The organism is Peribacillus muralis, assembly GCF_001439925.1.
Taxonomy (GTDB): Bacteria; Bacillota; Bacilli; order Bacillales; family DSM-1321; genus Peribacillus; species Peribacillus muralis.
The window spans coordinates 229933-255413 of the sequence record NZ_LMBV01000004.1 but is presented as its reverse complement, the minus strand read 5'-3'; the positions used below and the strand labels follow the sequence as shown (position 1 = coordinate 255413).

Below are 25481 nucleotides of genomic sequence, written 5' to 3'. Positions count from 1 at the left end.
GTACTCAACAACAAATAAAGAATGCCACCCGAGATTACATATCTGTACAACGGTGTACAGATAGCAAATAATATCAAAAAGTGGTGATGAGACATATCTCGCAAACATATGTGCAAGGTCATATCATCTGCGTCATCACCAAGATGTAAAAACTATATATGTAAAACGTAAAGAAACGATTGAGCCTGCTTTCTCAGATGCAAAAAAAAGCATGATATGCGTTGGACTACATAAAGTGGACTTAAAAAATTCTCAATGAAGGTGCTACTTACTTTCGCTGCCATTAATTTAAAGAAGGTGACCAGTTGGACATGTAAGGAATCAAAAATGGCCTAACATTGAGAGTTGGTTGGATTAATATCTTAACATTAAGGGAAAAATTCAAAAGGGGTACGGAATGTAAAAATTCCGTACCCCTTTTGTCTACAAACTGAGGAATTGAAGTATCTCCAAGTCCTTGGTGCAGCAAACATTGTAAAATTTGATATATCTCCTGAAACTCATGTTTTTCATTTCTGGAATTGTAGTTGATGAAGATTAGCAAAAATGCCCCCCTGCATAAGCAAGTCATCGTGACGGCCTTCTTCGGCAATGCCTGCTTCGGTAACCACAATGATTTTGTCAGCGTTCCGAATGGTTGCCAAACGGTGCGCAATGATTAGTGTCGTTCTGTTTTCGGCAAGCTCCGTAAGGGCCTGCTGTATGATTGTTTCCGTTTCGGTATCTAATGCAGAGGTTGCTTCATCGAGAATCAATATTGGCGGATTCTTCAAGAACATCCTTGCTATCGCAATTCGTTGTTTTTGCCCTCCCGATAGCTTCAACCCCCGCTCTCCTATTTGAGTCTCATAACCATCTGGAAGTCCCGCAATGAAAGCCTCTAAATGGGCTTTGCGAGCGGCCTCATGAATCTGTTCATCCGTTGCATCAAGCATTCCGTATGCTATGTTCTCTTTTAATGTTCCTGTAAAAAGGAACACATCTTGCTGGACAATCCCAATTTGTGATCGCAACGACTTTTTCGTCATCTCCCGGATATCGATTCCATCAATGGAAATGGAGCCTTCATTCACATCATAAAATCGCGGGATCAATGAACAAATCGTCGTTTTGCCAGCCCCGGACGGACCCACAAAAGCGATCGTTTCACCAGCGTTGATATTCAGGTCAATACTTTTTAATACGGTCTTTTTGTCTTCATAGCTAAAAGAAACGTCTTTAAAGGATATATCGCCCAATAGCGAATGGACTGCTATAGCATCAGCTTTGTCCACTACATCAGGAGCAACATCTAAAAGTTCGGTAAAACGCTTGAATCCTGCCATTCCTTTTGGATAAAGCTCCATCAAAGCACTGATTTTGTCGATTGGCTTGAATAATACGTTAACATATAATACGAATGCCACTAATTCCCCGGAAGAAAGCTGCCCATGATAGGTTAACCAGGCCCCCATCACCAACACGGCCAAAGTCATGAATCTCGTCATCATGTAAATACCTGATAAGCTGAACGACATCACTTTATATCCAACGAGCTTCGCTTTGCGGAACTTGCGATTATTCGTTGAAAACCTATCCATTTCATATTTTTCGTTCGTGAAGGATTGGACGACCCTTACTCCTGAGACGCTATCCTCGACGCGGGCATTGACATCGGCAACCTCCGTATACATTTGCTTCCATGCTTTATTCATCTTTAAATTGCTTATGACAATTAATAAAACGAGGAGCGGCAATATACAAACAGATACGAGTGCCAGCTTCACATTGATTGTCAGCATGATCCAAAAAGCGCCGATAAAGGTCATGAAGGCAATGAACAAATCTTCTGGTCCATGATGAGCGAGTTCCCCGATATCGAACAGATCATTGGTGATACGGCTCATGATATGGCCGGTTTTCGTGTTGTCAAAAAAGCGGAAAGACTGCTTTTGCACATGTTGGAATAATTCCTCACGCATATCCGTCTCAATATTAATGCCTAGTTTGTGACCCCAATACCCTACAATGAATTGCAGGAAGGTACTAATGATATAAATCAACAATAATCCTGCACTGACAGTAACAATTGCAGACCAATCCTCGCCAGGCAGCAGTGTATCTATAAACCACTGAACCGCGAGAGGAAAGGCAAGTTCAAGTACAGCAACAATGACTGCACTAAGGAAGTCGATAATGAATAACCGCTTATGCGGCAGATAATATGAAGCAAAACGTCGAATCATCAAATTTTTCTCCTTTTTTACATATACTAAGGAGTATAATTCCATATTGGATATTCAGCAAGTATTACCGTTTCATTTAATGAATTATGGTAAAATCATCTATATAAACCAGACCGGCCCGACACATTGTAAACTTACCTAGGAGTGAATCCAATGTAACGATAACAACCATTCTATTAAACCTAAATCAATTATTCTCTTATAAGGATGGTATTCATGAAAAACAAATCGTTTCGCTTTCTATGGGTCGGGCAAGCATTTGCAAATCTCGGTGATATATTTTATGTCGTCGGGTTGATTTCATTTATATATGCCATTACGGGATCGGCCTTTTATTTGAGCTTGCTTCCGTTCACCACAACGATTTTCCGGTTTATCAGTAGTTTGCTTGCACCACTCGTTATCGACAAATTATCCTTAAAAAGGATCCTTGTCCAATCACAATGGTGGAAGACGATCTTGCTCATTATCCTCGGAATCACCCTGCATTTCAGTCAAGATTCGGCCATTGTCGTCATTTGCTTCATTGCTGCAATCTCATTATTGGATGGAGTCGCTGCCCCTGTAAGCGCAGCTTTGGTTCCTCAATTGGTACCAACAGAGGAACGGATGAAGGCGAATGGTTTCTTGAATATACTCACCCAAACCATTTTTCTCGCGGGATGGCCAATTGGATCATTGTTATTAATCAACACCAACAGCCAATTCATTATTTGGCTTACGGTCATCTTTTACACTGTATCGACTGGCTTTGCAGTGAAAATAGAAGTTCTGAGTGAGCAGACTACCGAAGACACACATCGCTCCAGCTGGGATTCGATTAAATCCGGATGGTTGGCAATTCGCCAAGTCCCAACCATCCGCACCCTCATTTCGCTTGATTTCATAACATCTTTAGCTTCAAGCGTTTGGGTGGCAGCCGTGATATATGTTTATGTTGAACAGAACTTACAGCTAGGTGAGGAATGGTGGGGATACATTAACACAAGCTACTTCATCGGCATGATCATCAGTGGATTGATCGTCATCCGTTTTGCCAGATTCATTGAAAAACATACCCGTCATTTCATTATCATCGGGCTTTTACTCAATTCCTTGCTGATTCTGTTTTTCGGATTAACAACGATGCCAGCATTGTCGTTGTTGCTTGCATGTCTCTACGGACTCCCTGAACAAATCCGCGATGTAATCTACACCAAGCTGTTCCAAGATTATGCATCGGAAAAGACATTAGCCAAAATTTATGCCGTTTGGGGCGCGGTATTAAACCTTACATTTGCCGGTTCCGTCTTGTTATTAGGATATATAACGGAAGCTTATAGTGTCAAAACAACCTTTCAATTTTCTTCCGCGCTCGTGTTCCTGGCTTTTATTTATGCCGTTTTTAAAAGAAAAGACCTGCGAAGGGAGAGGGTTTAACACATTATAACGGAAAAGGAGCCTTGATTAAGGCTCCTTTCACATTGTAGACAAACTGGATGAAAATCGAGTTTGTCTACATTTTTTTATGATGCACCAATTGAACAAAGATTGTAGCAAAGGCACTCGCTTTTCTAAGCAGGAGTCTCGCACACCCGCTCCAATCCACTTTGTTTTTACTTCAAGCTAAAGCCCTAAAGTCTTTATTGTTTTGGAACACCGGCGAAAACAAGCTTCCTATTTTAAAGAAACCATATTTTTTACCCCTTTATTGCAAATGAAAATATGTGTAGGTTGAACATTGTGTTTGTTATCTTTGCCCAAAGGGTGAGCTACTAAGGTACTCACAGAATTTAGAGAGGATCTAGACATGATCCTCTCTCTTTCTCCATGGAATCATTCTATTTGATAATCACTATGTTTTGATCCATAAACGCCCAATTCTGCGGAAATGCCAAACCGATTTGCCAATACGTTGCACCAATAAGATCATAAGCGTCGATCATTTCATATTTTGCGCTTATCGAACGAATATCTTCAAACCAAACGACGTGGTTGGCATCCTCTCTCCGATAAGAATAGGTAGGGGATGCTGCTGTCGTCTCAAAAGAGATTTCGGTTCCAGTCGCAATCGCCAGATTTTGCGCATTTTGAGCTGATAAAGCTTTCGTTTCAAGGCTCGGTACGATCCAGTCATATCCATACATAGGGAATGCTGCCTGTAATTTATAAGCAGGTATATTCGTCAAGGCATAGCGGAGCACCTCGACCATCCACCAAAGTGGGGAAATCGGTTCCGGTGGACCAGTTGGGTACCCATAATCAATGGTCATAACAGCAACAAGATCCGCTGCCTCCCCAATTCCCCGATAGTCGTGCCCGCCGACAATTCGATTGTCAGGATTATCGGCTGTTTTTGCATGTACGTTCACATGTAAGATTAATTCGTTCAACTCTGCCTTTAATTCCTTTAACAAAAGCACATAATCGGAACGTCTTGCCGGAGGAATGAATTCGATATCCATACTGACTCCCCCATATCCTTTGTCTTTGACGAAATTTAGCAAACTATTGATTAAATTCCGCCTGGATACTGAACTGGTGAGAACTTCACCCGCCAAATCGGCATCAAAATCACCGTTCTGAAAGTTACGGAGCATCAAAAGTGGCGTCACCCCGGTCTGTATGCATTTAGCTATAAGAGGTCGATCATCACCATTGACGTAAACATAGCCCTCCCGGGTAAAGGAATAAGCCACAATTGCTAAATAGGTTAATTTATTCCCATTCTCTTCAAGAGCTTCAAACACCACACCGCCTGCTGTTGGAAAGGCAAACCCAAGCGTGATCAATTGGTTTTTGTAAGGAGACGGAATCAAAATTTCCGTGCCGACCTTTAACGAGCTTGCGACAATGCCTGAATTGGCTTTGATGATGGACGATACGTTCGTTCCGAAACGACGGGCAATTGCAGAGAGCGTATCCATGCTTCTGATGATATATCTTCGATTTGCGACAACTGCATCAGGAATATACAATGCCAGGCCAGGAATCAAACCAGTTGATTCCAGTCCATTGACTTCAATGATCCTAGATGGGGTTACTTGATTTTTAGCGGCTATTTCCCAAAGACTATCACCTTTATCCACAACAATGATCGTCATTTACACCCCTCCAAACTCCCTTCAAGAAGTTTATGATATTCAGGTATTTGGTTAGAACGAATTACCGCAAATTCATGGCGATGAATATCCAATCGTCTCTTTCCTCATCTTTTCATGTGCAGGCGATGAGTGCAACGCTTCCTGTCATCCGTCAAAGTAAATCTTTAATATCATAGAACTTCCCATTCTCCAATTCTTCCATTTCAAGTAGCTGCAATAGTTTTTCAGCTACCAACTCAGGGCTCCTTAGCATGCCCTTTTCTTTATATTCATGAAATTTGTCTCGATCGGCAAAGTCGTTTTTGTCTGCTAACCGGATCGTTCCTTGCATCTCCGTGTCCATTACACCAGGTGAAAAAGAAATGAGGGACACAGGAAAAGGTGCTTTATCTTGTTCCAATCCTGCAACCCTTGTGAACATTTCAAGCCCCGCCTTCGTACTGCAGTATGCCGCCCAACCATGGTATGGATTTTTTGCTGCTCCTGATGAAATGTTGACCACTACCTTCTTTCTGTCGGAATCCTTGGTTTGCTTAATGAATTCATCGGTCAATACGATCGGTGCCATGAAATTAACCTTCATGCTGAATTCCAGACGTTCGTGGCCAAGGTTTCCAATAGGCTTAATTGGGTCAATGACCCCTGCATTATTAATAAAATACAAATCACTTTTTTCATCAGCTTCAGTGAGAATTTCCTTGACTAACGGACTTAGCTTTTCTGTTTCCTGTAAGTCTGTTCTAATAAAGGTAAGTTTCGTCCCGAATTGGCTAGCGAGCCCAGCGAACTCAGGATTGACTGTCCGAGCTATCAATATGCAATGATCACCGGAGTGCAAACACCGCTTGGCAATGTCAGCCCCTAATCCTTTTGATGCTCCCGTTATGATAAAAGTTTTCACGATATATCCCCCTTTTTTTTCGACACCAATCATTGTATCAAAAAAAGCGGCCCCTCATGTATGGGACCGCTTCATTTAATGGTTATAAAATAGGTGATAATAGCCTTGCAATCGATTCTTTAAAGCGGATCCATTTCGATCGTTTTTCAAATTCTTCAATTGTAAGCTGCCTGCAAACTTCGACATCTTTATAAAAAAACCTGGTCAGCTTTTTAGCCATCTCATCGTCATAAATGAAGGCATTGACTTCAAAATTCAATTTAAAACTGCGGACATCAATGTTAGCAGTCCCAACGGAAGATACCTCTTCATCCACGACGATCATCTTCGCATGGATGAATCCGTTATCGTAGATGTATATCTTGGCTCCAGCTCTTAATAGTTGCCCTGCATTGAATGTGGTTGCCCAATACACGAAAAGGTGATCTGGTTTATTCGGTATCATGATTTTTACATCTAATCCTGACAAGCTGGCAATTCTGAGAGCATCCAATAAACTTGCATCCGGTATGAAGTAAGGAGTTTGAATGAGAATCGATTTTTTAGCAGAAGAAATTAATTTAATATAGCCATTTTTAATTTGTTCCCATTCAGAATCCGGACCACTCGTCACGATTTGCAAGTCTATATTGCCTTGAGGCGCTAGCGTAGGAAAGTAGTGGGGCTGATAAGTGATATCATGGTGCTTCGATGCCTGATTCCAATCCAGGATAAAACGGGTTTGGATGGCTTTGACGGCAGAACCCTTTATTCGGAGATGTGTATCACGCCAATAACCGAATTTAGGATTAAGCCCTAAATATTCATCACCAACATTGAATCCGCCAACATACCCTATCTCTCCATCAATGATGACGAGCTTTCGGTGGTTACGGAAATTCAATCGTAAATTAATGAACTTCAACTTGGATGGGAAAAATGCTTCTACTCGACCACCAGCCTGCTTAAATTCCTTAAAAAAACTTTTTGTCATGCCCCTCGATCCCAACTCGTCATACAGCAGGCGAACTTTTACACCTTCATTAGCCTTTTTAGTCAAAGCTTCAATGAACCGTTTGCCAAGGTCGTCTCTTTGAATGATGTAATATTGTATATGAATATGGTTCTCTGCCGCTTCGATATCTTTAAAAAGCTGGTCAAACTTCTTTTTACCTTCCGTAAATATATCGACCTGGTTATCTTCCGTAAGAACGGCATCATTGTTACGTAGATGCATATAGATCAGATCACGATAATTACTTGATGAAGTATTTCGAAACGGAAAATGCTCCGTTGAAAGCTCCTGCATCTGTTTATCCAAAATTTCTTCGATTCCGATCTTCTTCTTATCCTCCCATTGGAATAGGTGGGCGTGCCTCAGACTTGTTCCAAAAAGAAGATATAAAACAAAACCGATGACAGGCAAAAAATATAATACCAATAACCATGCCCAAGTCGTGCTCGCTTCTCTTCTTTCAAAAAATATAACGATCGTTGCGAATAATATATTAAGAATGATAACGAGACCGAGCAAAACTGATGTAACATGTGTAAATTCCATAGCATACCCTCACTCAATTTTTATCCCTTTAAGGATAACATGCAAATTCTTTATATCAAAGAAATTGCTTAGTAGAACCGGAAATCAAAGAATTCACAAAATAGTTCCTCCCTTCCCAGGCCCGAAACGATTCATATTCCGTGTGAGGCCGACCTCCTGCCATACCTATAGCAAATAATCTTATGATACATAGTCGATAGGCATGATTGGCAAGTGCCTATAAATCGGTATGTATATTCATTTGGGCAAAAGTAGATTTTTTGCTATGGCTTCAGAAAACTCGATCGTCATTTGGGGAACGTAGGTTTTTAACAAAGCATTAGCAATAGGTGCTTTTGCACCTTTTGCCATAATCGCCAGGCAGCCAGTCATTTTAGTCTCTGACATCCCATATTGTTCAGCTAAAAAATAGCCATACCCATCAAATTTTTCATTCAACCCCCTAAGTTTGAATGTAACCTTATCAGGTTCGTTCCACTCCACTATAGTTACTTCAAGCTTGATTTTCTTTTTCATCAATCCGAGATCGCCTTTAAACTCCCATAATAGTGTGCCATCACCTATCATCTCATGGTTGATATATCCTGGAACAAGCGGTGCCCATCGGTCGATGACACTGACAAAATCCCATACGGTTTCGATTGATACAGGTAATTTAATACTATGCAGACCTTCTGACAAATCAGTTCCCCCTTCATCATTTCCCTTCCATCCTTTTAATGTATGGCTGAATTAGGGAGACTAGAATCGAAAATCTGTAAAGTGTCCAGAGCATTTCTATACTATTACATATTATGCAGTAAAGACATTTTTTTGAAAGGATGGCCGAGATGACAGATGATAGGTCAAAATTGACATCGAACTCTTGGGAAAGCGGCAATGGAACTACTAATAATCTTGCCAATCTTTTTGAGATGAATAATCAAGCATTCAGCGGGCCAATCGGGCCAGTAGGAATTAACGGATCCGGCGTTTTGGCATATGGCTCTGTTTACGGATCGAATGCCAATGGCCCTGTATCCGCTGGATCGCTTGTTGATTTTACTTCTTCTGGCCCATCGTTGAACACTACGGTAAATTTATCTGCAAACACCGTCTCGGTCTCAGCATCTGGCATATACATCATTCAATATAATCTAAACGTTGCACTAGCGGTTACTTCTACTTTGCTTGCTGGCTCCAGCCGTGTTGTAGATGTTGCCCTGAACGTAAATGGAACGGAAGATCCGACTAGCTTCAGTAGTTATTCCATTACAAACTTTTCAGGCGTAGCAGCCACGTTAGCTCAGGTTGGCTCGATAGGTAAGGGCATTATCAAATCATTGAACAGTAATGATGTCGTTACGCTCCGATTCAGGAGTACTTCGACAGGCCACGGTGCGGCGACATATACATCACCCTCCCTTATCATCACTAGAATCGAATAATATGAGTTAAACCTTCAGTGACGAAATTTCTGATTGACAACACCCTAAACGTAAAATGGGGGAACTGAATTAGGACAGGTCGTTTTAAAAAAAAGAAAAATGATAAATAAACACATGAGTTGATAACTATTCCGTTTCATTGCACTGCAGGTACTCGCTTTCCGCGGGCGGTCCGGGAGCCTCCTTGGCGTTTACGCCTGCGGGGTCTCCCCTGGACTCGCACTCCCGCAGGAGTCTCGCACCTTCCGTTCCATTCCACTTTGCTTGAAAACTTGTAAAAATGAAAAAGGTTTCGGAACGAAGACCATTCCGAAACCTTTTTGTCTATTTAAGGACGAACAAATTCAAATAATTCGCCCAGTTTTGTATAAGTCTGTCCCGCTAATCTGGCTACGGGCTTCAACCCATGCTGGTCAATCCGTCCATTATGGTAAATATCCGGCTTTATGTGATAGCGGACTATTTTCCCTATCAATAAGTCACAGCCAGGTTTATCAACGGTACCTGCTAAGGGTATGGCCTTCTCCAAAGTACATTCAAAGCGCACTTTCGCTTGAAGTAACCCTTGTACGGATACGACATCACTATCAGTGACCGTAAAACTCGTCAATCCAAGCTCACTTTCTTCAGGAGGGAGTTCCTTAGCCGTTTGATTAGCATCCGCAACATTATCTTCATCGGTAATATGAACGACGAATTCACCAGTTTGGATGGCATTTCTCGCGGTATCCTTTGAAACTCCTTCTTTCCGTTGGACAGAAATCGAAATCATCGGAGGATTGGAACTGACAATGTTAAAAAAACTGAACGGCGCTACGTTGATTGTTCCAATTAGAGATTTGGTCGTAACAAGGGCTATAGGTCTTGGGATTATGCTTCCAGTCAAAAACTTATAATTTTCCCTTTCCGTTAGACTATCAGGATTTACGGAAATCATTTTTATCCCCCTTTGCTTTCTTATAGAAAGTTCTTATTAAACCATGAACCAGCTGCTTCAACCTCTGAGCGCGTTAGCTGATGGCCGTAGCTTTCCCAGTGAATATCCACCTTAGCACCCGCTTGTGCTAACAGTTGATTAAGTTCGTTCGTTTCTTGGGCCGGGCAAATCGGATCATTTTTCCCAGCAGCGATAAATACAGGCATACCTGAAAGTACTGGTAAAGTAATCCCCCGTCTCGGGACCATCGGATGATGAAGAATCGCTCCTTGCAACGCCCCCTCATAATGGAACATCAAGCTTGCAGCTATATTGGCTCCATTGGAATAGCCTAATGCCACCACCTTGCTTTTATCGAATCCATACTCCTTAGATGCAAATTCCAAGTAATCATAAAGTTCCTTTGTACGGTATATCAAGTCTTCTTCATCAAAAATCCCTTCAGCTAACCGTCGGAAAAAACGGGGCATGCCGTTTTCGAGCACATTTCCCCTTACACTCAATACCGAAGATCCAGGTGAAACCATTTCGGCTAACGGCAGGAGATCTGTTTCCGTTCCTCCCGTTCCATGTAAAAGCAAAAGTAACGGGGCTTCTGAATTACTTCCTTTTTGAAAAATATGCTTCATGCTTCATCCTCCTCCAACACTCTCGGCACTGCCGGCAACAATGTTCTTTCCATGATTTCCCTTTTCCCTTCAAGCCAAGGAGGCAACATTAATTTACTGCCCATCGTTTCCTTCGGTTCATCATGAGCGAATCCAGGCGGATCCGTTGCAACTTCAAAGAGCAAGCCCCCATCTTCCCGAAAATAAATCGCCTCGAAGTATTGCCTGTCTTTAAATGGAGTCACTCCATATCCATGATTTGCAATATGCAATCTCCATTCTTTATGATCTTCATCATCATTCGCACGCCATGCAAGATGATGAACCACTCCCACTCCCATTTTACCAGTTGGCAAAACCGTTTTTTTCACATCGATTACATTGCCGATGTCTGAAATGGATTTGAAACGGATGTATTCTCCCTCTTCCCCTATTTTTTGCAGGCCCAATACCTTTTCTAATAATTCACTCGTTTTGGTCGGCTCTTCAGACAATAATACTGCACCACCAAATCCTTTAATAGCCTTATCAGATGGAACCCCGCCAAAAGACCATTCACTATTTTTACCTTCCTTGCGTTCAACCAGTTCAAGTTGTAAGCCATGTGAATCTTGAAATTGCACATAATCTTCGCCGTACCGGCTCGTTTTTTCGTAATCAATTTTGAACTTAGTCAATCGCCTTTCCCAAAAATCCATCGAACCTTCCGGAACGGCATAGGTTGTTGTCCCAACCTGACCAGAACCGATTTGGCCTTTGTAGGCCGCAGGCCAAGGAAAGAACGTGATGATCGAGCCCGGGGAACCCGATTCATCACCAAAGTATAAATGATAAGTGCCTGGATCATCGAAATTGACCGTTTTCTTTACCATCCTCATTCCCAATATGCCAGCATAAAAATCTACATTCTCTTGAGGATCACCAACAATTGCAGTAATATGATGAATTCCAGCCGTTTGCTTAATCATGCCGATACTTCCTTTCATTGATCAATAGGTTGATTTTGTATTCAGTGGTTTTAGCTTTGACTCTATTTCTTTTCGCTTGGATTCTAAAAAAGGTGGTAAAGCAAGATTTTCACCTAGGTGCTGCTCTGTTTCATCCACTGCAAATCCTGGTCCATCAGTAGCTAGTTCAAATAATATGCCATTCGGCTCCCTAAAATAGAGTGATCGAAAATAAAAGCGGTCCACATATCCCGAATTGACGAAACTGGATTCATTAATTTTCTCAATCCATTTTCTCAATTTCCCTTCATCATCGACCCTAAATGCGACGTGGTGCACCCCGCCCCTCCCTAGTCGTTCACGGGGGATATCTGTCCTTTCTTCAATGTGGATTTCCGCTCCTGTTCCACCCTCACCTGTCTCGTAAACGACAATCGGATTTTGTCCGCTAATAGACGATGGATATGTGCCTGATTTCCTGAACCCGAGCAATTCAGTAAGAACCACTTCTGTCGGTTCAATATTGGGCACGGTGAGCTTAACTGGCCCTAAACCAAGGATGAAATACTCTTGCGGTACAGGGCTGCCTTCCCAGGGAATTCCTCCTTGTACGCCCTTGTTTTCCTGGTCGGATACAAGTACAAGCCTTTGACCTTCCGGATCTTTAAAGGGCAGGACCCTCCGCTGAAACCGCGTGGTTACTCCTTCATGCTCCACACCGTATTCGACAAAACGTTTTTTCCAAAATGCGAGCGCGTCATCACTGCTCACTCTTAAAGAAATTTCTGAAATGCTATTATTTCCTTCATGCGTTCTTGCAGCATGGGGAATTTCGAAAAACGTCAGTTCCGTACCCGGCGATCCGATATGATCGCCATAAAATAAGTGATACACATTTGTATCATCTTGATTCACCGTTTTTTTGATCAATCTCATTCCCAACACTTTCGTGTAGAATTCAAAATTGTTTCCCGCTTTTGCTGTAATGGCCGAAACATGGTGCAATCCCCTTAGTTCCATCCGTATCACTCCTATCTTCATTATCAATCTTTCCTTAAGAAGAAACATTAATGCCAACTAATATCTCGAATTCGAGATATTTAACATGATGAATAATACCTTTAATAAAAATATCTTGATTTAAAGATAAATGATAATCACATCTTTGTCAACCTTTCCTGACTGCAAATTTTCCAAAACATAAAAAAATGAAAATAAGGTCAAAATAAGGCTCGTATAGATGACGGAGGTGCAATAGTTGACTAAAGATTTTTTTCTCGCAATAGAAGATAGACGCTCATATTATTCTCTTAGCAAGGAGACGGTTGTTCCTGATAAAAGGATTAAAGAAGTTATCGATCATGCCCTGCAATATTCCCCATCCGCTTTCAACTCCCAAAGCGCCAGACTTGTGGTATTAACTGGTCAAAACCACGATCATTTATGGGAAATTACGAAAGACACATTACGTATGAACGTCAAGAAAAAGGATTTCGCTAAAACAGAGGGAAAAATACAATCTTTCAAAAACGCCTATGGTACGGTGTTGTTCTTTGAAGATCAGGCTATTATTGATGCACTTCAAATGCAATACAAAACATACGCAGAAAACTTTCCTATCTGGTCGAACCAATCTTCTGGCATTTTACAGTTTGTCGTATGGACTTCATTGGAAATTGAGGGCTTTGGAGCCAGTCTTCAGCATTATAACCCATTAATTGATGATGAAGTGAGAAAAACATGGGACATATCCCCCCATTGGAAGCTCATTGCACAAATGCCGTTTGGGAAGCCCACTGCAGAACCTGGTGATAAAGCCTTCACACCCATTGAAGATCGAGTGAAATATTATCAATAATGCAAGGGGGGCTGGCTCTATGTCAGAACCAGCCCCTATGATATATACTAACGATCAGCTATTGCTGCAAAGCATCTTTATAATGTCAATGGCATCATCGCTATCTTTTCAATTTCGAATTTACCCATGCGGCTCCTCCCATCTTCCTATCCATATTATTGAATAGGAGAAGAACGCTCTGGTAGCCACTCCTTCAAATAAGATGGTAAACTCCCTGAATATTGCTTGGAAGCATGTCCACTTTCCAATACTTTATATGTCTTATCCTTACATGTTAATTGCTCCATGATCGGGTAAATCATTTCTTGAGGAACCAAACGATCATACTTACTTGCAACGACCAAGACATTCGCATCAATCCTCGATAACTTCGCTTTTTTTCCTCGCACCTTAAATTTGCCTTTAACCAAACGATTCTCTATTAGAAGATCTTTTGTTATTTGTTTTGCTGCCGCTCCCGACAATGGGACATGTCCATTAGTCCAGGCATTGAAACGTCGCCAATTTTGTACATATTTCTCGTCATCGGCTTGATTCAATAATGATAAATAAGGTGATAGATAGACGGGAGAGGTAATTAAGCGAATCCCATATTTAACCGCACTGGCTGGAATCGTTTGATAAATATCAATCGTGTCGTCGAAATCCGCTGTACCTTCTTTCAAGGCTTCCTGCCACTGATCGAAAAATTGTGAGGAACTGAAGTCTATCGGGGTAACGGAGAGGATTAAATTCTTGATCGGCTCGTCTGCAATGGCTGCATAAATGGCGGATATCGTGCCCCCAAGACAAAACCCCATCACGGTAATTTCCGATGCTCCTGAATGGCGGAGAGCACGCTTTACCCCATTTTGAACATAATCGACGATATAATCGTCGATCGAAATTTCGCCATCCTCAAATCCCGGACTCCCGAAATCAAGCAAATACACGTCAAATCCTTCATTAACGAATGACTCTATTAAGCTATTGCCTGGCGACAAATCAAGAATTAAAGGAGTATTGATAAGTGAATAAATGAGAAAAACCGGCACAGCATATTTTTTTTGTGCCGACGGATAGTGCCACAATGTAGATTTATTTTTCTTCCACACCTGTATTTTCGGTGTAAGTCCCATTTCAGGCATAGGTTGATTGGGAATATCCAAAAAGTGCTTCCATTTGGGTTTCATCCCAGGTTTATTTCCCGGTGTTTTCCGTTTAGACATTCGTATTCCTCTGTCCATTGACCTCAGGTAACTGTGCACTTAACAACAATGAATCATGGATAAAATCCAGTATCCTTTTTTTATTCCCTTCCTTTTCAGTGGAACTCCCTCTTGATTTCTTCTTTCCCCGTGATGAAGAACCCTCGATTTTTACATGCTTGTTCTTTTCAAGGGATGAAAGCATTTCTTCTAACCTGTCAATTTTTCCCTCAAGCTGGATGACTAATTTTGCAACACTTGCCACGTCTTTTTTTGTTGGATAATTCATGATGATTGACATTCTTTCCGAAGCTTCCTGCATCCTATTTATTCTTGGGACCTGAAGCTGCGCATTATCGCTTACCGATTCCAATAAACTGCGATTATTCAGCAAGCTTTTCAACTTCTCATTCAACTGCTGCTCTTTTTGTGAGCCAAGTAATTTAAGACCTTTATATAAATCCGTTTTTTCCGCCATATATATCTTCCTTTCTTCTCCGTTTATACTAAAGCAGATATTCCCCCGTCAATGGTCAAAACATGTCCCACCATATAATCCGAAGCCTTTGAAGCCAAAAATACAGCGGCCCCTTTTAAATCAGATTCATTGCCAAATCGGTGGGCAGGGGTTTTTCCGAGTATGTCATAGTTGGATTTTTCAAGAATTTTCTTCGTGATCTTCGTCGGAAAAAAACCTGGTGCTATCGCATTGACTTGGATGTTATATCTAGCTAGCTTGACTCCTAAGTCCTTTGTCATCGTTATGACTGCGCCCTTACTCGTGTTATAAGCAATAGTATCCAATAGTTCTGGAAACGTCCCGCCAAGACCCGAGACGGATGCAATATTGATGATTTTCCCGGAATTTTGCTCCTTCATGACTCTTGCAACCGCCTGTGAAAATAAGAATGTCCCTGTAATATTGACATTCATTACTTTCTCCCACTTATCCTTAGGAAGATCTAGCAACGGACCTGACCAGGACGTTCCGCTATTATTGACCAAAATATCAATAGTGCCGAATTGAGCAACGGTCTCTTTTACGACAGAATCAACGTCAGCCTCATTGGTGATATCACATTCAAGGGCAATGGCTTTGACACCCAGTCCTTTCAGCTCCTCACATGCTTCGATGCACACTGAAAGATTCCGGGATGCAATGACGATATTTGCCCCTGCCTCTCCCAATGCCATGGCGATCTGCTTGCCCAAACCTCTGCCGCCTCCGGTAACGATAGCCGTTTTATTAGTTAAATCGAACATATCACTCAAAGTAGTCAACTTCTCAGCCCTTTCTATCATGAATTATTATGGAGATACTTATCTATATCATTATAGAAAAGCTTGACCGATATTGTGCTTAAAATAGCCTAATGCCTCAGCCTTTTGTTTCACTAACCCTTCTCCTTATTTGGCTATTTCCAATTTGCCCTCAAGACAAGGAGCAAAATTACATACTTAACCGGCTTTATCGTTTAGACTAAGGACATACGAAGGAGGTTTTTTTACTATGACGATGCATCACTTTCACTTAACCGCTTCATGGCCTGGCGGCAGAAATGATACTGGTAAAATCCATTCAGGCAATCTTCAGACCGAGATAAGTATCCCCACCGAAATGGAGGGACCTGGTAAGGGCACGAATCCTGATGAAATGCTGCTTGGAGCTGCCTCTACCTGCTATATCATCACCTTGGCAGCCATGCTGGAAAGAAGCTCCATCAAAAAGGACAGCTTGACCATGCAATCCGAAGCCTTGGTCGATGTTACAAACGGTGTATTCACCTATAAGAAAATCATCCATCGCCCGACACTTGTATTGGCACCGGACACTTCTGAAAAAGTAGCCGAAAAAGCGAGGAAACTTGCTGAAAAAGCTGAATCATCATGTATGATTTCGAGGGCGATCAAAGGCAATGTAGAAGTGGAACTGAACGCAACCATTTCCATAGCCCAACAACCGTGACCAAAAAAAGGCCTAACCTCGAATAAGGTTAGGCCTTTTTTGTGAACTATTGAATTGCATTCAGCTTATCTTCAACCTTATTGCACACTTCATCAGCCGTTAAGCCATTGGCGTCAATGATGGACGCTTTAATCGAAGGATCGCTGATTCCCATCACATTGCTTTCCATCCCTGTTACTACGCAACAATCCAGGTTTTTAGCGTCAGCTTCTTGTTTAATCTCCACAACATCAAAACCTTTTTCGCGAAGTGCTTCCTGAATGTTCGTTAATGATTCTTCAACACCGATTTTTGACATGAACACACACCTCCTCTACTTGCTAACCTGTCCTTTTCCCCGTCAATATATGTATAAAACGCTAAGGAAATAGGGAAAGTAATCTCGAGGTGATAAACATGAATGGAAAAAACAAAAAAGATGCCACGCAAACTCGTTTAGGTTCTGCTCAGGTAGAGGGACAAGGTACCACTACAAAGGAGACCGGGTCCTTCACTCAGCCCTCTTCCCTTAAAAAGCAAAAGCGTTCTTGAGAAAAATCAATCATTACAAAAATGCTTGGTGAATAACCAAGCGTTTTCTGTTTTACATTATTAACAGGTGCGGAATGGTTCGTTCCATGTTGACACCATGACCCGCTCCACTGTACCTTTATTTCCCAAAAACCAAACACATCAATTCATGCAAAAAATATCAATGGAGGTGGTTTTGTTGGAACAAAATAAACTAGGGAAAAAGGAAATTCCCGATTTCAAAGAGATGGACGACCGTATCTTCAGAGAACCTTCCGATAGCCCTCGGATAGTCATTGAAACAAACTTGGATGCCAAGAACGTAAAGGACGGAAATCCATACTCCAATAGGATTAACAGCGAAGGATTCGAAGACTATTTCGAGGAATGAAAAAAACCGGCTTAAATAGCCGGTTTTGCTTTTGTTGTTAAGCACGTTAAACCATCGCCCCCATCACATCAAGGACAATCCATGCTGGATTCGCGGCAACAGCTTATATTGGTCTGTACACTCGCCGGATTAGGGAAAATACAAGACATTCATTTAATATATGCGCCTTCAAAACAGTCCCCGCGGAAAGGGAGCGTCTGCAATGCAATAAACGGTCGATGTACATTCTCTCCATATCTGTGACTAGGCAATCAGGAATCTAACTTAGTCTTCATGCAGAGTGGAATGGAACGGAAGGTGCGACACTCCTGCGGGAATTGCGTGTCTCCTTGAGACCCCGAAGGCTAAAAGCCGAGGAGGCTCAAGGACCGCCTCTGGATAAGGGAGTGCTGCAGTACAATGAAACGGACATAGTCATATAATAAAACTATGGGTAAAATAGGATTCCATCATCTTATTCACTCATAGTGGAGTGAAACGAATAAAGTACAAATTCTCCAAAACTAGGCAATCAGGATTCTAACTTAGTCTTCATGCAGAGTGGAATGGACGTTAAGGAATCAATCAACGAAAACAAAAAAACCACAAACAAACTCAATAAACCGAGTTTGCCTGCAGTCTGAAAGAGACATAACAACCAATTTTCCTTAAAAATATTTCTTCTTCCAAAAAATGAATGCTGTCGTTCCCGCTAAAGTGATAGCAATTAATAAAGTAAAAATAAAAGCATACGAATTGTGCTCAAATGGAAGTTTCACATTCATTCCGTAAAAACTTGCCACCATCGTCGGAAGCGTTAAAATGATGGTCACCGAGGTCAAAAACTTCATCGCATTATTGACATTATTGGATATGATTGAAGCAAATGCATCCATCATCCCACTAAGGATCGAAAGGTATACCTCTGCCATTTCGATTGCCTGCGCATTTTCAATGATTACATCTTCCAGCAACTCTTTATCTTCTTCATACATTTTCAAATAATTAAAACGGAGGATCTTATCAAGCACGACACGATTGGATTTTAATGATGTCGTAAAATAAACAAGACTTTTTTCCAACGCCAGAAAAGTATATAACTCTTTATTTTTCATTGACTGGTGCAATTCCCGTTCTGCTTCATTGGTCATTTTATTAATCTGTTTCAAATAACGTAAATAATAAGATGAAATTTCAAATAACAATTGCAAGGCAAACCTTGTCTTTTTATTGGTATAAAATCCTTTGATTTTATTATTCTTAAAATTCTCCAATATCGGTGTTTCTTTCAAAGAAACTGTAATGAAACAGTCTTTCGTAAAAATCATCCCGATCGGAATCGTTTCAAAGATGGGTAGGTTAGCTTCGTCCCGAGTCAGATACGGAAAATCGACAATAATTAAAACATTATCATCTTCTTTTTCAATTCTCGGCCTTTCCTCATCGTCCAGCGGATCTTTCATAAAATTAATCGGTAACTTCAAAGTATTGCATATATATTCTATTTCGGCTTCTGTGGGCGCGACTATATTGACCCAGGAACCTTTTGTCATTTCCTCGATATTGTTTAGGAGACGGTTTTCATTCGTCTTGTAGATTTCAATCATTCGTTGACCTCCTCTTTTATAGAGAAAGCCTTATTTACCTTCTTCGAGCAGATACTCAGGAAGAATAACAGTCTCGACTTCTAGCATCATATTGGCTTCCTCTTGCATACTGGGTTCAGGATCATAAGAACTGCTGCTCACTCGTATCCACTTCCTTTCGATTCTTTTATCTTAATCCTTATTCTTTTAAAGCACAATAACGAATTTACGTCTTGAATCCCTTGTTTAAAATTCATAATTATCTGATTTATCAAACGAAAAAGCGATTGCCTTTCTTCATGAAAAAAACGCTTGGGGATTCCCAAGCGATTGGCATTACATTATCCATGCTTTGCATTATTATAATAATGAACTCCATACATGGCGCCTTCATCCACCATTTTATTATCTTCATGATCATAAGGATCTGGATGGCCCGCCTTTTCAATCAATGGATCCAATTCTGAACACTTCCTATTCAAAAAGCTCATCGTCTTATCTTTAGCAGTGAACCAAATATTCTTCACTTTACTTCTGTTCGCTTTAGTTGATAAATATGAGACTCCGGCAACTCCGACTCCAAGTAACACAGCGTTTCTTCCTACTGCCATCATTACCTTCCTCCTTATATTTCGATTTATATTTGTATACCCGCTGATAAATCTTGTAAACCTTTATTTATATGGAGGATTTTGATAAAAGAAATTAGGCTTAAGTATTTCATTTTTGTATTGCTGATGAAAAACGTGTGTGGTAGCTGGTGAGACAGGGGGAATTAACCATGTCCAGTCCCCGGTGACGTTTCGGTTATTATAAGCTTCTTTTTCTTCGAATTTCTTGAATTGCTTTGCAGCAGTATGATGATCTACGATGCTGACCCCGTTCTTTTTGAAGGAATGCAGGACAGCCTCATTCAGCTCAATCAAGGCACGATCCTTCCATAAATTAGATTCACGTTTGATATCCAGGCCCATCCTCTCCCCGATAACAGGGAGTAAATTGTACCGATCTTCATCGGCTAGGTTTCTCGCTCCGATTTCCGTCCCCATATACCACCCATTAAATGGGGCAGCGGAATAGGTAATACCGCCAATTTCCAGTCTCATACCAGATATGATCGGAACAGCATACCATTTCATTTGAAGCTCTTCGAACCAATCGTACTGTGGGTGCGTAAGCGGAACTTCTTTCACGAGTTCATCCGGAATTTCATAAAGCTTCGGCCGCTTGCTGTCTAATTGGAACACAAGGGGCAATATATCAAAGGGCCCAAATTTCCCTTCCCAGCCTAATGCCTGACATTGCTTCGTAAATTCAATTGAGCTTGAGTCTCCAATGACACCATATTCCGTATCATAACCCGCATAGCGAATAAGCTGATGATTCCAAATGTCCACCCTCTCTTCCTGTTCCTTCTGCTTGAAAATGGTAATCACTGGCCTGATGTTGCCGTTATTCGTAGCATAATCGATATGTTCAAAAAGAGCCGAAACAATTTCTTCCTCATCTTGAACCATCCGTTTATCGATCACCCGCAGTGACTCCCAAAAAAAGCGGCCGATACAGCGATTACTATTACGCCAGGCCATTTTAGCACCATATACCAATTCTTCATATGTATGTTCATATTTGTTTGTATCATTGATTTCTCTTGTGATTTGCTCGATTCTACCTTTAATATCGTCTTCAGTTTTCAATGATTCCGTATAGCTTGTCCTAATAAAGGATATAGCCTCTTGCAGTAAATCACTCATCTTTCCCACGGATCCTTCCATTTGCAAAACTTTACTTTCACTACTAAAGTAACATATTTCTTGGAGGATCTCTAAAAGAACCACCTTGTATGAGCATTTAATTTTTAAATGGAAATTTGGCATGTTACTTAAAGTAAGCTCATGTACCTTTTATACTATAACATCTCTAGTAACTAAATAATAATCGGTAAAGTTGTTACTGTAGTGGTAAATGCATTATAATATAGGAATATGAGGTGATATGATGAATGAAACGACACTTTGTCCACGTTTTGAAAAAGGGATGCAAATTTTGAGTAAACGCTGGACTGGACTGATTGTCAATCAATTACTAAATGGCCCTCAACGGTTTTGTAATATTGAATCTGCCTTCCCGATTAGCGGCAGGATTCTTTCTGAACGTTTAAAGGACTTGGAATTCGAAGGGATAGTCAAAAGGGATGTTTATCCAGAAACACCAGTCAGAATTGAATATTCCTTAACTGAGAAGGGCAAGGCGCTTGCACCAGTAATGGTTGAAATTCAAAATTGGGCACAAGAATGGCTTGCACCAATACAGAATCAATAATAAGAGCATACGAAATTAGAGAGGAAAGTCCCCACATGGCGGGCTTTCCTTTTTTTATATGCTTCATTTGTTTATCCGAGCAAAACTAGTGGTATATTTTCAACAGATAGAATAACACTAGGTTTATCCAAAAACTGTATGGGCGGTGAAATCGTGAAGCAAGCAGACTGCATTATTATTGGTGGAGGCATCGCCGGTATTCAGGCAGCCATCCAGCTCGGTAGATATAAACATGATATTATCGTGATAGACTCAGCTCACGGCCGATCCTCCATCGCAAAGGCATATCACAACATTCTCGGATGGCCGGATGGGGTTAGCGGCAACCAATTAAGGGATCTTGGCAGACAGCACGCAGAAAAATTCGGTGTCGAATTTCTCGATGATACGGTCACATCCCTTGAAAAAATAGAGGGCAAGTACATGGTTCGAACAAAGAATGGCAGTCAATATCAAGCTGAAACGATTTTTCTTGGAACAGGCATTACCGATAATATCCCTTCAATCAAAAACATTTACTCCACTCTCGGTTCTTCTACATACATATGCCCAGACTGTGATGGATACGAGATCATGAATAAGCAAACGGTTGTAATTGGAGGCGGAAATACAGGTGCCAAGCTGGCATTGTCCCTACTATATTGGTCAAAAGATATTCTTTACGTAAATCACTTGAAAACAACAATTGATGATAAGGATAGGGAAAGGCTAAAAGAAAGCCAAATTCCCTTAATCGAAGAAGAAGTCGAGGAAGTGCTTGTGGACGACGAACAACAACTGATTGGGATACGATTGGTAAGCGGCAAAATCATTGAAGCGACAAAAGCTTTCACGGCGTTCAAAGGAAACAAACTCAACAATGAACTCGCATTGCAATTAGGAGTGCAGGTAAATGAAAATAATCATATCGTAATCCATCCTCGTACTAAGGAAACGAATATTAACGGGGTTTGGGCAGGCGGCGACCTCGTTGCCCATTCAGAACAAGTCACCATATCAATGGGAGATGGAACCCAAGCAGCGATTTGGATTCATAAGCGGCTTCTGGGACAACCGCTCCCCTATGATTAAAGCTAACCAATAGAAAAAAGGAAGGGCGACCTGATTACCAGGACGCCCTTTCTTTTCGTATTACATCTACATTCGGTTCCTTCCTTTAAACACTTTAACCAGGATAAGAATGACTGCGATGATAAGCAATATATGTATAAAGCCGGCAGCCACTTTAAAAACTAAACCAAGAACCCATATTAAAATAATTGCACCGATAATTGTCCAAAACATGATAATCTCCCTTTCTCCATCCTTCTCATCAAACAACCTTCTTGATGGCTTACCTTTAAATTACCCATTTCTTTCATTTACAAACCCATGTACTTTAGTGGGTAAACCAAAAAAAATTACATAAAACTGTAAATGATGTAAAAGATAATAACGAAATAAGGTATCTACCAAAGGACGATAAACAAATGACATAAGAAAGTAATTCTTGTTTATGATTGTCGTCCTTACAGCATGATAAAACAAATAAGAGGAGTCGTTCATTCATGAAAAAATTTTTAGCCATCTGTTTAACAGCCTGTTCCCTATTCCTCGTTAACTTGGATCACTCGGCTGCACAAGATACTAACGTAAAGCGGGAAAGCGTCAAATTTACTGAAGCTCAAAAAACAGAACTTGCAAACATTCAAAAACGGATACTCGCAGACAAAAAGGTATTGATTGAAAAATACGTAGAGTATGGCGCTCTTACGAAAGAAGAAGGCGAAAAAATGCTTTCACACTTTGAAAAGCATTATAAAATGATGGAAGAACATAATTTCCAAATCCCGCCGCACCGTCCTCATTCAAGGCACATGCATCAATGATCAGCACACCTTTACCCATTTGGCATGAAAATCCGTCCTGATCCAAGGCCGGATTTTTTTCGTTTCCTTCATTCTTGATAAATAATCCTTACGCGTTTACCATTTACTAAAGGATTTATATTTCACTTTAGCGAAATACATAACTATGAGAAATGAAAGGGTGAAAAGGATGAACCAAATAGGTATAACAGCAAGAGACTTATTTCACTTGAAGTCGGTGACAGATCCAAAGCTTTCACCAGATGGCAGCATGGCTGTGTATGTCCAAACGAGAATTGACGGAAAAACGGAAAAATACATTTCCAATTTGTATATGTTCAGTATGATTACGAATGAAACCAAACAATGGACGTTTGGCGATAATCGCGATACATCACCAGCCTGGTCTCCGGATGGTAAGCATATCGCATTTATATCGGACAGATCAGGAAAAAAACAAGTTCACATCATGGGCAGCATCGGCGGGGAAGCTCGGCAGCTTACCCATTTCATCAACGGTGCAAGCACCCCTATCTGGTCTCCATGCTCCACCAAGTTATTGCTTTCAACAAGTTTAAAAGAGGGAGAAACACTCGATACCGTAGAGGAAAACCAATGGTCTAAAGAGATTAATCGATATGACCGAATCAAGTATAAATGGGATGGCAGGGGCTATTTCGACCAATCATATCAACAGCTTGTAATAGTGGATGTCTTGAAGGACGAATCAGTGGTACTAACGGAAAATGGTGTTGATCACCGCCCGAATGCCTGGTCCCCTGACGGTCAGCACATTGCTTTCATATGTGGTGACGCAAACAAAAGTGATGATGAGCTTTTCTCCGATATTTTCACTATGGAAGTTGAAACGAAAACTTTACAGAAAATAACGGATAGCAAAGGGTTTTATACAGATCCGAAATGGTCTCCAAATGGCGAATACCTCTCTTTCATTGGGCATAATAAGGAATTCGCCGGTGCGACGCATTCAAAGATCTGGTTATATACCTTTATAGATCAGACCATTCGATGCTTAACCGATGGATGGGACGTCGAGATCGGGGATTCTGCAATCGGTGATTTTCAAATCGGTGCAGTCGACCCAGGTATCTTATGGACGAACGATAGCCAGGGCTTTTACTTTTTGATTAGTGATTATGGAAATACCGGCGTGTATTATGGTTCGATTGAAGGAGCCATGTATCCTTCAATCCTTGATGCCCAGCATATATATGGCCTGACTATCGATCCAGAAAGCCATCGTGCCGTCGTGGCCATCAGCACTTCCGTTCATCCGGGCGACCTGTTTGCATATAACCTTACCAATGGCGATAAAGAACAAATCAGTTTTGTAAATGAGGATTTTTTGAAGGATAAACATTTGTCCACGGCTGAACCGATTTCGTTTCCAGCTTCTGATGGGCTTACGATTCACGGCTGGATTATGAGACCTGCCGGTTTTGTTGAAAATCAAAAATATCCACTCATTTTAGAAATTCATGGCGGTCCGCATATGATGTATGCCAATACCTATGTTCACGAATTCCAAACATTGGTCAATGAAGGCTATGCCGTTTTGTTTACAAACCCGCGTGGAAGCAAAGGGTACGGCCAGGAGTTCGTTAATGCCTGCCGAGGTGATTATGGCGGCATGGATTATCACGACTTGATGGCTGGTGTTGATTACGCTCTAGCTACATATGATTTTTTAAACGAGGAGAACTTGGGCGTATCCGGTGGAAGTTACGGCGGGTTCATGACAAATTGGATCGTCGGCCACACAAACCGCTTCAAGGCTGCAGTAACTCAGCGCTGCATCAGTAACTGGTTAAGCTTTTATGGTGTCAGCGATATCGGCTATTATTTTACAGAGTGGGAAATCGGTGGGGATATCGTTCATTCTGCCGAAAAATTATGGCAGCACTCCCCTTTAAAGTATGTAGGAAATGTTGACACACCTTTGTTATTGCTTCATGGTGAACGAGATTACCGCTGCCCGGTAGAACAAAGCGAGCAATTTTTCGTTGCATTGAAACGACAAAAAAAAGAAGCTCTGCTCGTAACCTTCCCCGAAGAAACTCATGAAGTTTCACGTAGCGGATCACCAAAAATGCGTCTTGGGCATATCGAAGAAATCAGAGGATGGTTCAATAAATATTTGTAACGA

The 25481-nt window shown here is 41.2% G+C and carries 27 protein-coding genes and 1 pseudogene; 11 read left to right on the top strand and 17 right to left on the bottom strand.

What is annotated here, in order from left to right; translation table 11 throughout:
• Positions 1 to 41: 41 nt before the first annotated feature.
• Positions 42 to 336 (top strand): annotated as a pseudogene (locus ASU00_RS26890) (transposase); the annotation flags it as partial.
• A 173-nt stretch (positions 337 to 509) separates the two neighbouring features.
• Here ASU00_RS26890 and ASU00_RS07745 read toward each other — a convergent pair.
• Entirely contained in the window at positions 510 to 2225 is a 1716-nt protein-coding gene (locus tag ASU00_RS07745; protein ID WP_057912873.1) for an ABC transporter ATP-binding protein, read from the bottom strand.
• Positions 2226 to 2441: 216 nt separating this feature from the next.
• Between ASU00_RS07745 and ASU00_RS07740 the strand changes: the two genes are divergently transcribed.
• Complete coding sequence (locus ASU00_RS07740) at positions 2442 to 3644, top strand: MFS transporter (protein ID WP_057912872.1); 1203 nt, start codon at positions 2442 to 2444, stop codon at positions 3642 to 3644.
• A gap of 401 nt (positions 3645 to 4045) precedes the next feature.
• Here the strand turns inward: ASU00_RS07740 and ASU00_RS07735 are convergent, their stop codons facing one another.
• The 4 genes from ASU00_RS07735 to ASU00_RS07720 form a co-directional block, all read right to left on the bottom strand.
• The gene (locus ASU00_RS07735) at positions 4046 to 5308 is read right to left on the bottom strand and encodes a glycosyl hydrolase family 18 protein (RefSeq protein ID WP_057912871.1); all 1263 of its coding nucleotides are present in this window, start codon (positions 5306 to 5308) and stop codon (positions 4046 to 4048) included.
• 151 nt (positions 5309 to 5459) lie between these two features.
• Complete coding sequence (locus ASU00_RS07730) at positions 5460 to 6209, bottom strand: (S)-benzoin forming benzil reductase (RefSeq protein WP_161809710.1); 750 nt, start codon at positions 6207 to 6209, stop codon at positions 5460 to 5462.
• A gap of 82 nt (positions 6210 to 6291) precedes the next feature.
• Entirely contained in the window at positions 6292 to 7749 is a 1458-nt protein-coding gene (gene cls / locus ASU00_RS07725) for a cardiolipin synthase (protein WP_057912869.1), read from the bottom strand.
• Positions 7750 to 7986: 237 nt separating this feature from the next.
• Positions 7987 to 8430: a CoxG family protein gene (locus tag ASU00_RS07720; protein WP_057912868.1), complete on the bottom strand. Its 444-nt coding sequence runs from the start codon at positions 8428 to 8430 to the stop codon at positions 7987 to 7989.
• Positions 8431 to 8579: 149 nt separating this feature from the next.
• Between ASU00_RS07720 and ASU00_RS07715 the strand changes: the two genes are divergently transcribed.
• Positions 8580 to 9176 carry a hypothetical protein gene (locus tag ASU00_RS07715; RefSeq protein WP_057912867.1) on the top strand — a complete coding sequence of 199 codons (597 nt, stop codon included), beginning with the start codon at positions 8580 to 8582 and terminating at the stop codon, positions 9174 to 9176.
• Between the two features lie 328 nt (positions 9177 to 9504).
• On the opposite strand, the gene ASU00_RS07710 is transcribed toward ASU00_RS07715, so the two are convergent.
• Genes ASU00_RS07710 through ASU00_RS07695 form a run of 4 tightly spaced genes read right to left on the bottom strand, consistent with a single transcriptional unit; the run spans position 9505 to position 12688 of the window.
• Positions 9505 to 10113, bottom strand: coding sequence for a flavin reductase family protein (locus ASU00_RS07710; RefSeq protein ID WP_057912866.1), 609 nt, complete (start codon positions 10111 to 10113; stop codon positions 9505 to 9507).
• A gap of 20 nt (positions 10114 to 10133) precedes the next feature.
• Positions 10134 to 10742, bottom strand: a complete 609-nt coding sequence (locus ASU00_RS07705; RefSeq protein WP_057912865.1) for an alpha/beta hydrolase — start codon at positions 10740 to 10742, stop codon at positions 10134 to 10136.
• Positions 10739 to 11689, bottom strand: coding sequence for a ring-cleaving dioxygenase (locus tag ASU00_RS07700; RefSeq protein ID WP_057912864.1), 951 nt, complete (start codon positions 11687 to 11689; stop codon positions 10739 to 10741). The genes ASU00_RS07705 and ASU00_RS07700 overlap by 4 nt, the downstream gene beginning before the upstream one ends.
• 21 nt (positions 11690 to 11710) lie before the next feature.
• On the bottom strand, positions 11711 to 12688 hold the full coding sequence (locus ASU00_RS07695; RefSeq protein ID WP_057912863.1) for a ring-cleaving dioxygenase: 978 nt from the start codon (positions 12686 to 12688) through the stop codon (positions 11711 to 11713).
• Positions 12689 to 12926: 238 nt separating this feature from the next.
• On the opposite strand from ASU00_RS07695, the gene ASU00_RS07690 reads away from it, so the two are divergent.
• Positions 12927 to 13526: a nitroreductase family protein gene (locus tag ASU00_RS07690; RefSeq protein ID WP_057912862.1), complete on the top strand. Its 600-nt coding sequence runs from the start codon at positions 12927 to 12929 to the stop codon at positions 13524 to 13526.
• Between the two features lie 155 nt (positions 13527 to 13681).
• Here ASU00_RS07690 and ASU00_RS07685 read toward each other — a convergent pair whose 3' ends face one another.
• From ASU00_RS07685 to ASU00_RS07675, 3 genes are read right to left on the bottom strand one after another with little or no spacing between them, the layout of a single operon-like run.
• Complete coding sequence (locus ASU00_RS07685; RefSeq protein WP_236712641.1) at positions 13682 to 14734, bottom strand: alpha/beta fold hydrolase; 1053 nt, start codon at positions 14732 to 14734, stop codon at positions 13682 to 13684.
• Positions 14727 to 15191 carry a hypothetical protein gene (locus ASU00_RS07680; RefSeq protein ID WP_057912861.1) on the bottom strand — a complete coding sequence of 155 codons (465 nt, stop codon included), beginning with the start codon at positions 15189 to 15191 and terminating at the stop codon, positions 14727 to 14729. The genes ASU00_RS07685 and ASU00_RS07680 overlap by 8 nt, the downstream gene beginning before the upstream one ends.
• A 23-nt stretch (positions 15192 to 15214) precedes the next feature.
• Entirely contained in the window at positions 15215 to 15976 is a 762-nt protein-coding gene (locus ASU00_RS07675; protein WP_236712662.1) for an SDR family oxidoreductase, read from the bottom strand.
• Positions 15977 to 16223: 247 nt separating this feature from the next.
• Here ASU00_RS07675 and ASU00_RS07670 point away from each other — a divergent pair, with 247 nt between their 5' ends.
• The gene (locus ASU00_RS07670; RefSeq protein ID WP_057912859.1) at positions 16224 to 16679 is read left to right on the top strand and encodes an OsmC family protein; all 456 of its coding nucleotides are present in this window, start codon (positions 16224 to 16226) and stop codon (positions 16677 to 16679) included.
• Between the two features lie 46 nt (positions 16680 to 16725).
• Here ASU00_RS07670 and ASU00_RS07665 read toward each other — a convergent pair whose 3' ends face one another.
• The gene (locus ASU00_RS07665; RefSeq protein ID WP_057912858.1) at positions 16726 to 16977 is read right to left on the bottom strand and encodes a YkuS family protein; all 252 of its coding nucleotides are present in this window, start codon (positions 16975 to 16977) and stop codon (positions 16726 to 16728) included.
• Between the two features lie 98 nt (positions 16978 to 17075).
• Here ASU00_RS07665 and ASU00_RS24985 point away from each other — a divergent pair, with 98 nt between their 5' ends.
• Together ASU00_RS24985 and ASU00_RS07660 are read left to right on the top strand one after the other, a co-directional pair.
• Positions 17076 to 17210, top strand: a complete 135-nt coding sequence (locus ASU00_RS24985; protein WP_152983704.1) for a YuzL family protein — start codon at positions 17076 to 17078, stop codon at positions 17208 to 17210.
• 178 nt (positions 17211 to 17388) lie between these two features.
• Positions 17389 to 17580 (top strand): hypothetical protein, encoded by a 192-nt coding sequence (locus ASU00_RS07660; RefSeq protein ID WP_236712640.1) that lies wholly within the window; start codon positions 17389 to 17391, stop codon positions 17578 to 17580.
• A gap of 647 nt (positions 17581 to 18227) precedes the next feature.
• Here the strand turns inward: ASU00_RS07660 and ASU00_RS07655 are convergent.
• From ASU00_RS07655 to ASU00_RS07645, 3 genes are all read right to left on the bottom strand, one after another.
• Positions 18228 to 19166: a magnesium transporter CorA family protein gene (locus ASU00_RS07655; protein ID WP_057912857.1), complete on the bottom strand. Its 939-nt coding sequence runs from the start codon at positions 19164 to 19166 to the stop codon at positions 18228 to 18230.
• Positions 19167 to 19486: 320 nt separating this feature from the next.
• Positions 19487 to 19756: a hypothetical protein gene (locus ASU00_RS07650; protein WP_236712638.1), complete on the bottom strand. Its 270-nt coding sequence runs from the start codon at positions 19754 to 19756 to the stop codon at positions 19487 to 19489.
• A gap of 63 nt (positions 19757 to 19819) precedes the next feature.
• Positions 19820 to 20899, bottom strand: coding sequence for a nitric oxide synthase oxygenase (locus tag ASU00_RS07645; protein WP_057913007.1), 1080 nt, complete (start codon positions 20897 to 20899; stop codon positions 19820 to 19822).
• A gap of 244 nt (positions 20900 to 21143) precedes the next feature.
• Between ASU00_RS07645 and ASU00_RS07640 the strand changes: the two genes are divergently transcribed.
• Together ASU00_RS07640 and ASU00_RS07635 are read left to right on the top strand one after the other, a co-directional pair.
• A complete protein-coding gene (locus ASU00_RS07640) occupies positions 21144 to 21467 on the top strand; it encodes a winged helix-turn-helix transcriptional regulator (RefSeq protein WP_057912855.1) in 324 nt (107 codons plus the stop codon).
• 153 nt (positions 21468 to 21620) lie between these two features.
• On the top strand, positions 21621 to 22538 hold the full coding sequence (locus tag ASU00_RS07635) for an NAD(P)/FAD-dependent oxidoreductase (protein WP_330219525.1): 918 nt from the start codon (positions 21621 to 21623) through the stop codon (positions 22536 to 22538).
• A 66-nt stretch (positions 22539 to 22604) separates the two neighbouring features.
• Here the strand turns inward: ASU00_RS07635 and ASU00_RS24980 are convergent, their stop codons facing one another.
• On the bottom strand, positions 22605 to 22751 hold the full coding sequence (locus ASU00_RS24980) for a lmo0937 family membrane protein (protein ID WP_152983703.1): 147 nt from the start codon (positions 22749 to 22751) through the stop codon (positions 22605 to 22607).
• Between the two features lie 263 nt (positions 22752 to 23014).
• On the opposite strand from ASU00_RS24980, the gene ASU00_RS07630 reads away from it, so the two are divergent.
• Entirely contained in the window at positions 23015 to 23335 is a 321-nt protein-coding gene (locus tag ASU00_RS07630) for a YckD family protein (protein WP_057912853.1), read from the top strand.
• A 169-nt stretch (positions 23336 to 23504) separates the two neighbouring features.
• Positions 23505 to 25478: a S9 family peptidase gene (locus ASU00_RS07625; RefSeq protein WP_057912852.1), complete on the top strand. Its 1974-nt coding sequence runs from the start codon at positions 23505 to 23507 to the stop codon at positions 25476 to 25478.
• Positions 25479 to 25481: the final 3 nt, after the last annotated feature.